Genomic DNA, 14,909 nt, shown 5'->3' with positions numbered 1-14,909 from the left:
GATGTTCTTGAAGCTCGAGTTCATCTTGGTCGCTTGAAGCAGCCGCGCTGCAGATACGAGCTGGGATCCCCACGTTTGGTTGCCGTTGCTGTAGAAGTCAGCCTCGTTCCAGGGCTCGAAGATTCCAATGGCCTTTGCAAGGTCGGGTCGGCGGGGTCGGAGAAGCCTCGGCCCACCTGGAAGTGACCATTGCCGTCCCGCGTGATGTAGTCGAAGTAGGTGGTGCTGAGGAGTGGGTGCTCGACGATCGGCGCGGGAGAGCCGTCGCCGAGATGCGACTGGTGCACGTTGAAGAAGCGGTCGGCACTCCACCCGACGACGCTCTGCACGATGTAGTACCCGGCGGCATTGTCCCAACGGGTCTGCGAGTTGATGAGGCTGACGATGCTGCTGATCGCCGTACCGCTCGACGTCGTGCCGAGCTCGTCAGCCCAGTGCGCCTGCGTCTGCTTGGTGTCGTCGTCAGCCCACTCGATCATCTGGAACGTCGCGACGCCGCACCAGTAGCTCTCGGCCTGCTTCGTCGCGTGACCGCTCATGATGAACCGGAAGCTGCCCTCGGGCGGGTCCGTTCGCGCGGCGGGCCGGTCCAGATCCGTCTGCTGCGCGGAGAGCGAGTCCATGGTGGGCAGCGGGGCATCCGTGTCGAGGGAATCGATGAAGGCGTCGACCGCCATCGCCTTGTCCAGGCTCGCCTGAGCGTCGCCGACCTCCGTGGCCTGAGCGCGGGCGCGATCCCGGTTGGACATCGCCCAACGCTGCTCGACCCAGGCTCGGAAGGGCAGCGCCCCGGTGCCACCCGACCTCCAGTCGCGGAGCAGCCGGCCGTAGTGCGGCAGTGAGTCGCGGTATCCCAACCCGAGGCAGAACACATCGCCGAAGCTCAATGTGGCGCAGGGAGCGACCAGTTCCGCCTTCTTGGCGAGCGTCAGGCCGGCGCGACGCTTGGCGGTGGAGCTAACCGTCGAGGTTGCCAGGTCCTCGACCAGGTGCACGTCGGTTTCGGAGACGGTGACGGAGGCTGAGGTTGACGGAGTGGCAGCGGCGCTGTTGCCAGGCATGCCCATCTGGAAGACGGTCCCGATGCCGAGGATGACGGCGGCGCTGATGTTGACGGGTCGTTTCATGGCAATTCCCCCCGAGAGATAGTTCCAAGTCGAAGCCCGAGGCTAGTTGGAATTGCAACACCAGGTCAAGAAAGGACTCCCGGGGCGCGGGTTGTCCACAGGTCGCGGTAGCCGGGTTGGTTCTCGTTGCGCGGCGGGTCAGAGTTCCTCGCATGCCCAAGTCTCGGAAGCGCCGATCCAAGCGCAGTAACCAACGGTCTGTCCCTGCCGCGACAAGTCGGACGAACAAGGCGTCCGAAGGTCGCGAGAAGTACGTCAAGCAGATGGTGCTGGTCGACGAGGCGGAACGTCGCGGAGATGCGCGGGGCGCCCTCGAGCTGATCGACGACCTGCTCTGCTGGCCTGACGGCCGGGTGTTCTGGCGGCCGCAACGGGTGTTGAGGCTGACGCAGCTTGCGTATATGGCGCCATGGTTGCCGCGATGGGCAACGTCGCGTTGGCTGCTCGAGCAAGCCTGCCAGGAGCTCGGCCCCGATCGCCGAAGGGCGTATGCAAACGCGATCGAGATCGCTGCTGAGGTCCGTGGAGGGCTGTCGAACGTCCGATGCCCGGAGGGTGAGGATCCGCGGATCAAGTTGACCGACCACGACTGGGTGTTCCGCCAGTGCATTCTCTATGAGTTCGGTGGGCTCGCCTCCTTTCTGACTCGTGCTTCGGCGGACCTCCTTGCGGATGCCGATCGGATCGAGGAGTGGGTGATGGCTCCGATGGGTGGATACCGGTTGGTGGGCAGGGCGCCTGCGATCACGACATGGGAAGACCTCGCCTCACGAAGGATGATCGAGACTCCGAACATCGGCAGCGCGGCGCTTCTCGTCGTTGGCGAGTGCGCCATCGGAAGGCTCGTGCCTATCGAGGGCGGTCGGATGTTCGAGACCGTGCCGTTGGAGGTGTCCGAGGACGTCGCGATCGCGGTCTCGCACTCGCCGGATGACTGGGTCCAGATCCTCCGTGACGCCCGCCGGAGAGGTGTGGACGTCGTCAACCGAGGTTGCGAGTTCGGCTTCCTCAGTGATGTGCCCACGCTTGTGAGTGCAATGACGTTCTACGAGAGCCGTGATGCGTTCCTCGCTGACTCAAACCGGAAGGCTGTGCTCGCCGCTGCGGATCGAGCCTTCGTCGAGGATCCCCTTGAGGATCCGGACGCAGTTGATCTGTGGGCGTGCGTCGCCAGCGAGGTGCTCAGGCCGACAGTCTTCGGGCTCTCGGCAGGGCTTAATGCTGACGAGGTGCGCGTGATCGCCCGCCTCGGACGCACGCTTGCGGAGCCAGCTGCGCAGTTCTGTCGCGATCTGGCGGCCGCGGCTCGGGAAGCGGCGTGACGAGTGCTACCGCCGGTGCTACCGTCGAGCGGGTGGGCGTGGTGAAGAGGTCGGTGTCGCTCGACGAGCGCGTCGCCGCACAGATTGAAGTGGCTGCTCGTGAGGATGGCACGTCGTTCTCGGGGTGGCTTTCTGCCGCGGTTGAGGAGCAGCTCCTTCTTCGTGACGGCCGTCGGGCCATGGCGGAATGGGAAGCCGAACACCCCATCCCATCTGAGGTGCGGGACTGGGCGCGAGCCGAGCTCGACAAGGCTTTCGGTGATCGAAGTGAGCCGACGTGAGTGTTCTCGGCATCACGTACGACGCCGGGGCACTCATCGCTGCCGAGCGCGGTGATCTGCGTTTCGGGGCGATCCACGCCGACGCGCTCCGTCGGGGTGTGCCGCCGACGGTTCCGGCGGGTGTCCTTGCCCAAGTCTGGCGAGGCGGCCCGCAGCCGAACCTGTCCCGAGTCCTGAGCGGATGCCGCGTCGAAGCGTTGACTGAAGAGCGTGCGCGAGCCATCGGGAGGCTCGCGGCGGTGTCAGGTCACGACGATGCCGTCGATCTCTCGGTGGTCGAGGGTGCTGCGCGTCGTACGGACATCATCGTCACGTCCGATCCTGGCGATCTCGAGAGGATTGCGGCCAGCCTCGGTGCTGCCGTGAGGCTTGTCGTCGTATGAAGGTCAGGCCTGTTCGCCAGCTGCGAGCCGGTCCTTGATCGCCTGCGCCGCGTCGGGATTGTCGGCTTCGAATGCAACGTCGAGAGAGTCGCGGCCGAGCTCGAGCCTTCGCCTCGCCCGATAACGGCCACTCAGGCACGCGTCCTCGTCGAAGTCTGGTTCGTCGATCGAAGGATCGAAGTACTTGAGGCCAACGGTGTAGACCCGATGGGCGAACTTATAGTCACCTCGCAACTCCATAATCTCCCCGAGAGTCGTGTGGAGGCCAGCCTCGACATGGTCAGGAGTGGTGGCGCGCAAACACTCCTTGGCGAGCGCCATCGCCTCCTCATCCTTGCCCTGGCGGAAGAGCACGCGGAGGAGGTCAGTGCGCGGATCGAACGTGCTCGGGCCGCCGTCGGCGATCGCGTCACGGGCGAGAGCAGCGGCTCGATCGAGATCGTCAGGATGGGCATCGTTGGCCATGAGGCTTTCGGTCAGCCTGCCCAGCAGCTCTGCCCGGCCGACCTCACCGGCCTTCATCGTCGCGAGTCGCTCAGTCATCGCGGCCCGAAGATCCTCTCGGGACAGGGTGAACTCCCATTCCTCGAAAAGGTCGCGGTAGTCCTCGAAGTCCACGGGAACCGCCTCAGGATGGGTTGAGGATCTTGTCGATCTGGGCTTGCGCGACGGGGTGATAGCCCGGGCGTGCGATCGCATAGATCTCCCGGGCCCGCTCGATGCCCTGGGGAGTGGCGGCGAGCTTCATGTAGACCTTGCGGATGTAGAGGGCGCGGCCGTGGCGGGTGAGGAAGTCGGCCATGGCCTGGTCGACCTGGGATCGCTCGAAGACGTAGCCGGCGTCGATGACCTTCTCGAGCCAGGCGGTGGCGATCTCGATGTTGCCGCTCTGGCTCAACCCGAAGGCGGCGTCGACCTCGTCGAAGCGCTCGAAGGGCAGGGAGTCGGGCAGGGCGCGGACGAAGTGCCAGACCTGCTGGCTCACCCAGCCGTCCGTGTCGAGCTCCGCGACCGTCCGCCCGCCGAGAAAAGCAGCGACCTGGGCGTCGACCCGGTCGAACGCGTCGGAGGCGAAGTGCGGCTCGTTGCTCGGCACGCCGGGGGCATAGACCCACGAGTCGATCTGCAGGTCCTCGTCAGTGAGACCGGCAGGCTCGAGCAGCTCGCTGCGCAGGTAGGCGAGGAAGGTCGGAGTGTCCATCGACTCGAAGGCGAACCGATCGAAGTACTCCCGCAGGAACACGTCGAACTTCTCGCGCCCGACCGCCGCCTCGATCGTCCGCAGGAAGAGCGAGCCCTTCTCATACGGGATCTTCGACGGACCCTCGTCGGGGTCCTCCAGGTCGAGCACAAGCCAGGTGTCGCGCGGCTTCTCGATCGTGAGCCAGTGGTCGAGCTCCTGGCGGCCGAGGATGAGCAACATGGCGGCGTAGTCGGCGCCGTACAGCTCCTCGTCGATCCGCGTCTCGAAGTAGACGGTGAAGCCCTCGTTGAGCCAGATGTCGTTCCAGGTCGAGTTGGTGACCAGGTTGCCCGACCAGGAGTGCGCGAGCTCGTGCGCGACCACCGTCACGAGTGACCGGTCGCCGGCGAGCAGGGTCGGGGTGGCGAAGGTGAGGAGTGGGTTCTCCATGCCGCCGTACGGGAAGCTCGGCGGCAGCACCAGCAGGTCGTAGCGGCCCCAGCGGTAGGGCCCGTAGAGCCGTTCGGCCGCCTCGATCATCTTCTCGGTGTCGGCGAACTCCCAGGCCGCCCTGTCGACGACCGACGGCTCGGCGTACACACCGGCCCGCTCGCCGAGGCTGCGGAACTCGAGGTCGCCGACGGCGAGAGCGACGAGGTACGCCGGCACGGGGATCTCCATCGCGAACCGGTAGACCCCGTCGTCGGTGCGCTCGGTCGGGTTGGTCGCGCTCATCACGGCGAGCAGGTCGGACGGCACGCGTACGACGGCCTCATAGCTCGCGCGGATGCCCGGGCTGTCCTGGCACGGGATCCACGTGCGGCCGAGGATCGGCTGGTTCTGGGTGAAGAGGAACTGCTTGCCCGAGGCCGTCTGCTCCGGGTCGAGCCACTGGAGAGCGCGCGCGTCGCCGGTCGTCGAGTAGTGGACGACGACCCGGTCCGCGTCGCCGACCGTGATCGTCAGGCTCTGGCCCAGGATCGGGTCGTGCTCGCCGAGCTGGTGGGGGAGGTCGGTGCCGTCGGCGCTGGTCACCGAGGTGACGTCGAGACGCCAGGTGTCGAGCACGAGCTCGGTCGCCTCGGGGGAGCGGTGGTCGAGGTCGAAGGTCGCCTGCCCGCTCAACCTCTTCGCCTCGAAGTCGACCGTGAGGTCGAGCGCGAGGTGGGTCGTCACGACCTCGTTGGGGCGCGCGTAGGAGTGCGGGTCAGCGGCGAAGGACCGAGGCATGGGCCCACGTTAGTTGGCCGCGAACGCGGTGGGTGGCGGAGGTGTCCTTTACTGTTCCGGCGTGAAAGCTGCACTGATCGGCGCCGTCGCCCTGCTCGCGCTCGGCGCCTCCTCGCTCGCACCGGCAGTCGCCGAACCGACCCAGGCTGACTGGCGCGCCGACTCGATCACTGTCGGGCTCAACGATCCGGACGCGGACGTGCGGCTCGAGGCCTCCGGTGACAACGTCCCCGGACGTTTCTACGAGCAGGCGGAGCTGGCGTCGGCGCGGATCGTCATCAAGCGCGTCGGGCGCACGCCCCAGATCAAGCTGACCTTCCACGCCGAGAAGGTGTTCGGTCCTGAGGCGAGGGTGCAGGGGCACCGTGTGTTGCAGTCCTTCGGCGTCGACATCGGCAAGACGCCCGACCTGATCCACACCGTCGGCTTCAGCGCCAACAACTACAACGAGCGGATCCAGACCTTCAAGGACCTCGAGCCGGTGCACAACTGTCGCGGCGCCCGCCGCTCGATCGACACCACGCGCGACGTCTTCACCATCACCCTCCCGCTGTCCTGCCTGAAGTGGACGGACTGGAAGTGGGGACGAATCTCGGCTTGGTCGGTCATCTTCGTCCGAGGCGACTACGGCAAGGGTGTCGACGACACCGACTTCACCCGCGCTCTGCCGCTCACGGCCAAGTAGTCAGAACGGCTGGGGGAGGCGATGAGTACGACGGGCGCGCCGAAGAAGTCGCGCTTCAAGCTCGTGATCATCCTTGTGTCGCTCTTCGTGGTGGCGATCGTAGTCAGCGTCGCCGTGGTGGCAGCCTTGACGGTCAGCGAGCTGATCGAACAGGACAGTCCCGAGCATGCCGCAGAAGAGATCGCCGCCGCCGTCTCCGGCAGTGACTTCGAGGCGCTCTGCAAGCTCTACTCCGACGACACCCAGCAGGACCTTTTCGAGGCTGCGGCCGTCGGCAACTGTGGCGACTATGCCGACCGGCGGTTCGACCCGTACCAGACGCTCGACGTACAGATGAAGGTTCTCGACGTCGACCGGAACCGTGCCAGCGCGGTGGTCACGTACTCCGTCAAGTGGGGTGTGGCCGAGGAGACCCACGAGTTCACCCTCGTCGACGAGGACGGCGACTGGAAAATGTCGACGATCCCCGACTTCGAGCTCGACGATCGGCCCAGCCGTGCGGCCCTCGCCCAGGCGTTCATCGATGGCGCTGAGATCGAGAGGAGGGTCGCCGAGTGCATCGCCGACGCCTTGCTCGACTCCGACCTCACCGACGCGCAGCTGAACGCCGTGGCCAGCGACGACCGCTCATCGATCAGTGACGACGACGCCGACGAGGTCACAGACATCGTGGTCGATGCGTTCACCGACTGCGGCGGGGGAGCGGTCAGCGGTTAGAAGCCGCGACGCCCCATCAGGCGTCGCCTTCGCGGAAGGGGTCGACTGTCGCGACACCTGCCCTTGCGAAGTCCGCGACATTGCGGGTGACGAGCGTCAGGCGATGGGTTATCGCCGTGGCGCCGATGTAGGCGTCCTCCGAGGGCATCGGGTCCGGCACGTGAAGGGCGGCTGCGCAGAGCGCTACCGCGCCGTCGACGGGGAGCGTGCGACCGTCGAACTCCGGGATCACCTGCGCCTCGAGCCATCCCCGCAACGGCCGGGCCTGGTGCGGGTCGCGTCGCTCGAGCAAACGTATTCCGCGTTCGATCTCCATCAGCGTCACCGCCGAGATGGCGAAGTCATCGTCGGAGTGTTGGTGCGTCCACGCGACAACCTCAGGTCGTCCCCGACGGAGGTCGCTCAGCACATTGGTGTCGAGGAGATACTTCACAGGTCGACGGGCCGCTCGCTCACGGTGCGGCGTGCTAGCGGTAGGTCGCCGGCCTCCGAGGCTGCGAGCCGCTCGGCCATGCGACCAGCTCGGCCTGTGAGGCGTTCGTAGTCCGTGACTGAAAGGAGGACGTGTGAAGGCCGCCCCTTGTCGGTGATCACCACCGGCCCGTCGGCGGCGGCGCGTTTCGCGGCGCTGACATCGCGATTGAACTCGCGGCTGGTCATGGTGGTCACGTCGAGCTCCTGGGTAGGTACCGTACCTACACGATAGCCCGACCGCGTCAATGTGGTCATCACGTCAATGCTCGAGGTCATGCTGCAGATCCTTCGCGCATCGCGCGGAGGCTGCATCCCGTCATCCACAGGACCGTTGGTTTCGAGGCTCGGTGCTAGCGCACCTCGCACCTCAACCAGCGGGAGCGATCAGAGGTTGTAGACGCGGATGGCGTTGTCGCGGAAAACCTTGCGCAGCAGGTCGGGCCCGGCAGGTGCGAGCAGGTCGGCCAGGGCGCGGACGATCTCGGGGTAAGGGCAGATCGCCTTGTCCATGGGGTAGTTGGAGCCCCACATCAGGCGGTCCTCGCCGAAGACCTCGGTCTGGTGCTGGACGAGCGGGGCAACCTTCTCCGCGACCTCGTCGCCACTGACCCGTTCGCTCCAGCCGAGCATCGGGAAGGCGAGGCCGGAGTGCTTCGCGACGACGTTGGTGTGCTCGGAGAGCAGCGCGAGGTTGTCCTTCCAACGCGCGAGCATGTCGGCGCGGGCCGCCGCGTCGCGGCCGGTGGCGCGACCCATCGGCCCGAGTACGCCGACCGGGGGCGCGAAGTGGTCGAGGACGATCGTGGCGTCGGGATACTCCTTCGCCAGGGCGGCAACCTCGTGGATCTGGTCGGAGTAGACGTAGGCGTCGTAGGTCAGGCCGCGCTCGGCGAGGTGCGCGAAGCCCTTGAGGAACGCCGGCGAGGTCATCACGCCGGGCTCGTCGATCCAGTTCAAGACGTGCTTGTCGGGGTGCCAGGTCGTCATGAAGCGGATGCCGCGGAAGCGGGAGCTCGCCGCGGCGTGCCTGTCGAGCATGGTGGCGAAGTCGGGGTCCCGCGGGTCGTCGGTGCCGACGATCGCGGCCAGCCCGGGGTTGCCGCCCTTGCCGAATGGCAGCCCGTCGAGCCACGCCGTCTCCTCCGACTGGTCGTCGCTGTGCCAGCCGCACTGCACGTGCACGGCCGACTGCACTGGCACGCCGACCGTCTCCACCGTGCCCGCCACGTCGGCGGCGTAGTCGACAGGGAGATAGGGCTGGGCGGCGTACTGCGCCGTCCGCACCATCTGCCACACGCCCTTGGCGAGGATGATCGGGGCCACCCGGTCGAGCAGCTTCGGCGCCCGCTTGTAGAGCGGCGCGAGCTTGGAGGCCTCGCGCGGCGTCGTGAACGGGTCCCACTGGTGGATGTGGGTGTCGATGATGCCCGGGACGACCCCGGCCAGGACCTGCGTCATGAATCGCTCCTGTGCTCGCTCACGTCGATGCCGCCAACCTAACCGCATCGACGCACGGCCTCATCTACGGTCTACGGCGTGGGGGACAAGTGGCGGCGTCGCAGACGGGAGGCCGAGCCGTGGAGTCCCTACGCGCCACCTGATCAGCCGGTCCCCGAAGCGCGGCCGCGCGAGCGGACGTCGGACTGGGAGCACTACGAGCAGCCGCGGGTGCCCTACCAGCCCGGCCGCCCGAGCCGGGTCATCACCTTCCCGCGGCGAAAGCACGCAGCGCCGCGACCGCATCGCCGCGCCAAGGAACGGGCCTGGTTCGCCTTGACCGTGCTTGCAGGTATGGCCCTCGTCGCACTCGCCAACAACGGTGGCCAGACTCAGGAACAGCAAGCCCAGCGCCCAGCCATCCCCGAGCCCGAGGTCGCCGGGCCGCTGGGACTCTCGGCGGGCAGCCCGCTCTCAGCGGCCCTGGTGCGCGACGTCGACGAGGCGATCGGGGACGCGGACGCCGTATTGGTCGAGATCTCCTCCTGGACGATCCGAGCGACGACCGTCGAGGACGGCCTGGTCTACAAGTTCGAGTACGACGACGGGCAGCTCAGCGACGGCATCCAGGTCGTCGCCTACCACACCCCCGCCTTCGACTTCAGCGACGTCGATCCGGCAGCCGTGGTCGCCGCGAAGCGGGCTGCGCTGGTCGGCCTGGGCCGGGAGGCGAGCTGGTACATCACGATCTCCCGCCCTGAGCTCGCCGACGAGCCGGTCATCGTCGCCACCGCTGTCGTGCTGCCGGACGGCGGATTCCGCGTCGAGATGTCGGCTGACGGCGAGCTGTTGAGCCGCGAGCCGATCTGACGAAGCTCCCCGCTTCCGGGCTCGCCGGGCGCTAGGTTCCCGGTTGTGTCGTACGTCCGGAACATCGTGGCGCTGCTGTTCGTGGTGGCGCTCATCGCTGTGCTCACCTTCCTCTGGGTCAACCGGGACGGCGATCCGCGCGAGCGCAAGGAGCTCAGTTGGAAGGACGCGCGGTCCCACGTCGGTGACCGGGTCAAGGCGTGCGGGCCGGTCGCCGGAGTCGGGCGGGACGAGGACGACACGTTCATCAACGTCGGGTTCGACTTCCCCGACAAGCGGCGGCTGACGATCATCGTCTGGGACCAGCCGAAGTTCCGCGCCCCGAACGTCGGCGACGTGGCGTGTGCGACCGGGAAGGTCACCCGGCACACCGGCGTGCCCGAGATCGATGTGGAAGACCTCGACAACCTGGAGATCCGCGCGGGGTGAGGTTGGTACGGCTCGGACGGATCGTCCCGTTCGCGAGTCAGCAGGCCGATCGCCTGTTGGAATATGGGTCGGTTCCAGGCTGGGGAAGACACATGAGCACTCGCACCATCCGCGCGGTGATCGCAGCGGTTGTCACCACCTCACTGGTCGCGCTCGCGCCGACCTCGGGCGCGCAGCCGACGAGGCCGAGCGTCCAGGGCAGCGACCGGTGCGACGGTGTCGACGCGCTCTCCGAGAAGACGGCGAGGCGGCTCTCCCAGGACCCCACCTTCCGCCTCGACGACTGCGGCAAGGGCTACTACGTCGACCCGAAGGCGCCCGCGGGCAACAAGGGCACCCCGGCTGCCGGCCTCACCTACCCCGCGGGGGAGACGTTCCTCCTCCAGTCCCGGCCCGGTTCGCTCCACACGATCTACCTCGACTTCAACGGCGCGACCGTCACGGGCACGGCCTGGAACGCGTCGGTGAGCGTCGACCCGATGGTGCTGCCGGCGTACTCCATCGACGGGACGGGCTCCTTCACCACCGCCGAGCTCGCGGAGATCCAGGAGACCTGGCGGATCGTGGCGGAGGACTTCGCGGCATTCGACGTCAACGTGACGACCAAGGACCCAGGGGCAGCCGCCATTGACCGCACCGATGAGGCCGACACCAGCTACGGCACGACCGCCGTGATCACGGCCGGCGGCCCGGTGTGGACCGGCTGCGGCTGTTCGGGCAAGGGCTACCTCGACGTCTTCGCGACCACCTACCGGCACAGCTACTACCAACCGGCGCTGGTCTTCACCAACGGCATGACGCCCTACGCCGACGACATGGGGCCGACGATCTCCCACGAGGTCGGGCACAACTTCGGGCTCAGCCACGACGGCGACGCGACGCACGAGTACCACACGGGCACCGACCCCTGGGGCCCGATCATGGGTAGCCCGTGGGCGCAAGCGGTGACGCAGTGGTCGATCGGGGAGTATCCCGGTGCCAACAACCGCCAAGACGACATCGACATCATCGCCCGCTCCGCACCGCGCATCGCCGACGACCACGGCAACAACGTCCCGACCGCCACACCGCTGGCCCCCGGAGCGCCGATCAACGGCACGATCGGCACCCGGCGTGACGTCGACGCCTTCTCGTTCACCGGTGCGGGGGCGACGACGGTGACCCTCACGGCGAGCCCCTACGCCGACCTCGACGCGCAGCTGACCGTCAAGAACGCCAGCGGCGCGACCGTCGCCACCGTCAACCCGCCGGTCGGCAACCTCGGCTCCGAGCGACCCTCGGGCATGGGTGCGACCTGGACGGAGACGCTGCCCGTGGGCGGGGCGACGTACCGCCTCTACGTCGACGGCATCGGCACCGGTGCGCCGAGCACCGCGGGGAAGTACAGCGACTACGCGTCGCTCGGCAACTACGAGATCTCGGTCGCGACCACGCCGGTCCCGCTCCTCGCCAAGGTGCTCACGGGCAACGACGGTGCGGTCGGCCAGTACTACTCGATCGCGCCGGTGACGGCGACGAACGGCACGGCGCCGTACTCCTTCAGTGCTCTGCGGCTGCCCGCTGGCCTCAGCATCAGTACGACGACCGGCCGCATCACCGGCACCCCGACCGTCGCGGCGACCTCCGCCACGGTGGTCAAGGTGACCGATGGGACCGGCGCCTTCCTCAACCGCTCCGTGCCGATCACGATCAGGCCGTCGGGTGCGCTGACCGCGGCCACCAACCCGACCCCACGGGCGACGATCGGCACTCGCTATTCGGTGAAACCGGCCGAAGGGGTCGTCGGCACCTTCCCCTACTCCTACTCGGCGACCGGACTGCCCGCCGGCCTGACCATCGACTCCTCGACCGGTCTGATCTCGGGCATCCCGACGACAGCCGGGATCGCCAACTGGACGGTGACGATCGTCGACAACGTCGGCGGGACCGTCTTCCGCAAGGGCACCTTCGGTGTCCAGACCGCGGTGCCGGTCTCGGCGATCACCGTCGCCGAGGCGCCCAACCCCGAGAAGACCGTCGCCTACTCGGCCACTCCGATCCAGGGCGTCGACGGCTACCAGCCCTACACCTACACGGCGACCAACCTGCCCGCCGGGCTGACGATCGACAGCGCGACCGGTGAGATCCACGGCACGCCGACGACCGAGGGAGTCAAGAGCGTGACGGTCCGGGTCACCGACAGTCGCGGGGCCAGCGCCGCGCGCGTCATCCGGATGACCGTCGACCCCGAGCCCTTCTACATCTCCTACCGCAACTTCACCAGCGGCCGGGTCGGCTTCGCCTACAGCGACCGCCCCGTGGTGGGGACCGGCGGCAAGCTGCCCTACCTCTACACCGCGACCGGCCTGCCTGCCGGCCTCACGATCAACGCGTCCACCGGCTTCGTCACCGGGACCCCGACCTCGGCCGGGGCGTCCACGCCGAAGATCACCGTGAAGGACGACCGGGGCTACTCGATCTGGGTGACGGTCAACCTGCTGATCAATCCGTGAGGGCCCTTGGTTTCGAGGCTCGCTGCGCTCGCACCTCAACCAGCGGTGCCGCTCGCGCTGGGTGACCGATAGCGCAACAATCATGGAGTGAGCGGGGAACCGGTCCCGACGTACTGCCCGCTGTGCGTCTCGCGCTGCGGGGCGCTGGCCACGGTCGACGGCGGCAAGCTGATCTCGCTCCAGCCGGACCCGTCCCACCCGACGGGCCGAGCGCTGTGCGTGAAGGGCAAGGCGGCGCCGAAGATCATCGAGCACCCCGATCGCCTGCTCCACCCGATGCGGCGCACCCAGCCCAAGGGATCGGCTGACCCCGGCTGGGAGCAGATCACCTGGGACGAGGCGCTCGACACGATCGCCGAGCGGCTGCTCGCGACCAAAGGGACGTACGGCGCCGAGGCGGTCGCGTTCAGCTCGAGCTCGCCATCGACGACCGCGATCAGCGACGCGATCGACTACGTCGAGCGGCTGGTGCACGCGTTCGGCACGCCCAACTTCACCTCCTACATGGAGCTGTGCGGGTGGGGCCGGTTCATGGCGCCGCTCTACACGTTCGGCGCTCCGGTCCCGGGCGCCTACCTGCCTGACCTCGACAACGCCGGTTGCATCCTCTTCTGGGGCTACAACCCGTCGGTGGCGCGCCTCGCGCACGCAACGGCAACGACGGCGGCAATCGCGCGCGGCGCCAAGCTGATCTTCGTCGACCCGCGCAAGACCGGCCTGGCCGCCAAGGCCGACCACTGGCTGCGCGTCCGACCGGGCACCGACGCGGCGCTCGCGCTGTCGATGATCCACGTGCTGATCTCTCACGGTTGGTACGACGACGCCTTCGTCCGCGACTGGACCAACGCCGCAGACGTGGTCGATGGCAGCACCGTCTGGGACCTGTTGGTCGCGCACTGTGCGGACTACCGGCCGGAGGCGGCGGAGGAGATCACGGGGGTGCCGGCCGAGCAGATCGTCGACGCCGCCCGCACGCTCTGGGAGTCGCGCCCGGCGGCGTTCTACACCTGGAGCGGGCTGGAGCAGCACAGCGGCACCACACAGATCATGCGCGCGATCAACGTGCTCTACGCGCTGACCGGGAGCTTCGATGCGCCGGGCGGCAACGTGCTCTTCGACGCGGTGCCGGCCAACCGGATCAACGGCGGCGAGCTCGTGCCGCCGGGCATGCCGCGGACCGAGGGCTTCGCGAAGCGGCCGCTCGGTCCGGCGCGCTTCGGCTACGCCACCGGCGAGGACTTCTACCGCGCCGCCCTCGACGGACGGATCAAGTCGCTGGTCGGCTTCGGCGGCAACATGGTGATGGCCCACGGCGACAGCGGCCGCGGTCGCAGCGCCCTGCTCAACGTCGACTTCTTCGCCCAGGTCGACCTCTTCATGACGCCCACGGCCGAGCTCGCCGACATCGTGCTGCCGGTGACCTTCCCGTGGGAGTCGGAGGCGCTGAAGATCGGCTTCGAGCTGAGCCAGGAGGCGCAGTCGCTCGTCCAGCTCCGCCATCGCCTGGTCGAGCCCAAGGGCGAGGCCCGCTCGGACCTGCAGATCATCTTCGACCTCGCGACGCGGCTCGGGATCGGCGAGCACTTCTGGGGCGGCGACATCGAGGCCGGCTGGCGCCACCAGCTCGAGCCGAGCGGAGTCACCCTCGAGGACCTGCGCGCGCATCCGGAAGGGGTGCGCGTGCCGCTCCAGACGCGGCACCGCAAGTACGAGGACGCCGGCTTCAACACCCCCTCCGGCAAGGTCGAGCTCTACTCAGCCACGCTGGCCGACCACGGCTACCCGGGCCTGCCGACCTTCGAGGAGCCCGCCACCAGCCCGCGCTCCCGGCCCGACCTCGCCGAGCAGTTCCCCTTGGTGCTGAGCTGCGCGAAGTCCCTCTTCTTCTGCGAGACCCAGCATCGCCAGGTCGCCTCGCTCCGCAAGAGCGCTCCCGACCCGATCGTCGAGCTCCACCCCGACGCGGCGGCCGCGCGCGGGATCGCGGCGGGCGACTGGGTCTCGATCGACACCCCGCAGGGCAGCGTCCGAGCCCGCGCCAAGCTCAACACCCACCTCGACCCGCAGGTCGCCTTCGGCCAGCACGGCTGGTGGGAAGCGTGCGAGGAACTGGGGCTGCCCGGTTATCCGCCGTACGGCGTCGGCAGCGCCAACCTCAACCTGGTCCTGCCGCAGACACCCAGCGACCCGATCAGCGGCAGCTCGCCGCTGCGGGCGTCGGTCTGTAACCTCTCGCGACTCCAAGAATGACAAGGACTGACGGGCGTCGAGCAGGCAGA

General features: G+C 68.0%; 15 protein-coding genes. 9 read left to right on the top strand and 6 right to left on the bottom strand.

Annotation, left to right across the window (positions count from 1 at the left end):
• Nucleotides 1-20: 20 nt before the first annotated feature.
• The gene (locus tag F0U44_RS12045; RefSeq protein ID WP_149728511.1) at nt 21-1,127 is read right to left on the bottom strand and encodes a C39 family peptidase; all 1,107 of its coding nucleotides are present in this window, start codon (nt 1,125-1,127) and stop codon (nt 21-23) included.
• A gap of 263 nt (nt 1,128-1,390) precedes the next feature.
• Between F0U44_RS12045 and F0U44_RS12040 the strand changes: the two genes are divergently transcribed.
• The 3 genes from F0U44_RS12040 to F0U44_RS12030 are packed head-to-tail and all read left to right on the top strand — an operon-like array spanning nt 1,391 to nt 3,113.
• Complete coding sequence (locus F0U44_RS12040; protein ID WP_149728510.1) at nt 1,391-2,449, top strand: MurR/RpiR family transcriptional regulator; 1,059 nt, start codon at nt 1,391-1,393, stop codon at nt 2,447-2,449.
• Between the two features lie 32 nt (nt 2,450-2,481).
• Complete coding sequence (locus F0U44_RS12035) at nt 2,482-2,730, top strand: hypothetical protein (RefSeq protein ID WP_149728509.1); 249 nt, start codon at nt 2,482-2,484, stop codon at nt 2,728-2,730.
• Nucleotides 2,727-3,113 (top strand): twitching motility protein PilT, encoded by a 387-nt coding sequence (locus tag F0U44_RS12030; protein WP_149728508.1) that lies wholly within the window; start codon nt 2,727-2,729, stop codon nt 3,111-3,113. Before F0U44_RS12035 ends, F0U44_RS12030 begins: the two co-directional genes overlap by 4 nt.
• A 3-nt stretch (nt 3,114-3,116) precedes the next feature.
• On the opposite strand, the gene F0U44_RS12025 is transcribed toward F0U44_RS12030, so the two are convergent.
• Entirely contained in the window at nt 3,117-3,731 is a 615-nt protein-coding gene (locus F0U44_RS12025) for a hypothetical protein (RefSeq protein ID WP_149728507.1), read from the bottom strand.
• A 10-nt stretch (nt 3,732-3,741) separates the two neighbouring features.
• Entirely contained in the window at nt 3,742-5,526 is a 1,785-nt protein-coding gene (locus F0U44_RS12020; protein WP_149728506.1) for a M1 family metallopeptidase, read from the bottom strand.
• A 61-nt stretch (nt 5,527-5,587) separates the two neighbouring features.
• On the opposite strand from F0U44_RS12020, the gene F0U44_RS12015 reads away from it, so the two are divergent.
• Both F0U44_RS12015 and F0U44_RS12010 read left to right on the top strand, forming a co-directional pair.
• Complete coding sequence (locus F0U44_RS12015; RefSeq protein WP_149728505.1) at nt 5,588-6,211, top strand: hypothetical protein; 624 nt, start codon at nt 5,588-5,590, stop codon at nt 6,209-6,211.
• A gap of 21 nt (nt 6,212-6,232) precedes the next feature.
• Nucleotides 6,233-6,928 carry an Rv0361 family membrane protein gene (locus F0U44_RS12010; protein WP_149728504.1) on the top strand — a complete coding sequence of 232 codons (696 nt, stop codon included), beginning with the start codon at nt 6,233-6,235 and terminating at the stop codon, nt 6,926-6,928.
• Nucleotides 6,929-6,944: 16 nt separating this feature from the next.
• On the opposite strand, the gene F0U44_RS12005 is transcribed toward F0U44_RS12010, so the two are convergent.
• The 3 genes from F0U44_RS12005 to F0U44_RS11995 all read right to left on the bottom strand — a co-directional run bounded on the left by F0U44_RS12005 (nt 6,945) and on the right by F0U44_RS11995 (nt 8,860).
• Nucleotides 6,945-7,361 (bottom strand): type II toxin-antitoxin system VapC family toxin, encoded by a 417-nt coding sequence (locus F0U44_RS12005; protein ID WP_149728503.1) that lies wholly within the window; start codon nt 7,359-7,361, stop codon nt 6,945-6,947.
• Nucleotides 7,358-7,678, bottom strand: a complete 321-nt coding sequence (locus F0U44_RS12000) for a type II toxin-antitoxin system Phd/YefM family antitoxin (protein WP_223163657.1) — start codon at nt 7,676-7,678, stop codon at nt 7,358-7,360. Before F0U44_RS12000 ends, F0U44_RS12005 begins: the two co-directional genes overlap by 4 nt.
• A 108-nt stretch (nt 7,679-7,786) precedes the next feature.
• Nucleotides 7,787-8,860, bottom strand: coding sequence for an amidohydrolase family protein (locus tag F0U44_RS11995; protein ID WP_188113446.1), 1,074 nt, complete (start codon nt 8,858-8,860; stop codon nt 7,787-7,789).
• A 78-nt stretch (nt 8,861-8,938) separates the two neighbouring features.
• Between F0U44_RS11995 and F0U44_RS11990 the strand changes: the two genes are divergently transcribed.
• From F0U44_RS11990 to F0U44_RS11975, 4 genes are all read left to right on the top strand, one after another.
• Entirely contained in the window at nt 8,939-9,709 is a 771-nt protein-coding gene (locus F0U44_RS11990; RefSeq protein WP_149728501.1) for a hypothetical protein, read from the top strand.
• Between the two features lie 45 nt (nt 9,710-9,754).
• Nucleotides 9,755-10,138 (top strand): hypothetical protein, encoded by a 384-nt coding sequence (locus tag F0U44_RS11985; protein ID WP_149728500.1) that lies wholly within the window; start codon nt 9,755-9,757, stop codon nt 10,136-10,138.
• A 92-nt stretch (nt 10,139-10,230) separates the two neighbouring features.
• The gene (locus tag F0U44_RS11980; RefSeq protein ID WP_149728499.1) at nt 10,231-12,630 is read left to right on the top strand and encodes an Ig domain-containing protein; all 2,400 of its coding nucleotides are present in this window, start codon (nt 10,231-10,233) and stop codon (nt 12,628-12,630) included.
• Between the two features lie 87 nt (nt 12,631-12,717).
• Nucleotides 12,718-14,880: a molybdopterin-containing oxidoreductase family protein gene (locus F0U44_RS11975; protein WP_149728498.1), complete on the top strand. Its 2,163-nt coding sequence runs from the start codon at nt 12,718-12,720 to the stop codon at nt 14,878-14,880.
• Nucleotides 14,881-14,909 lie beyond the last annotated feature (29 nt).

Origin of the sequence: Nocardioides humilatus (assembly GCF_008373755.1) — a bacterium.
Lineage (GTDB): Bacteria > Actinomycetota > Actinomycetes > Propionibacteriales > Nocardioidaceae > Nocardioides > Nocardioides humilatus.
Note: the sequence above shows the minus strand (reverse complement) of the source record. Positions and strands in the feature narration are given on the sequence as shown.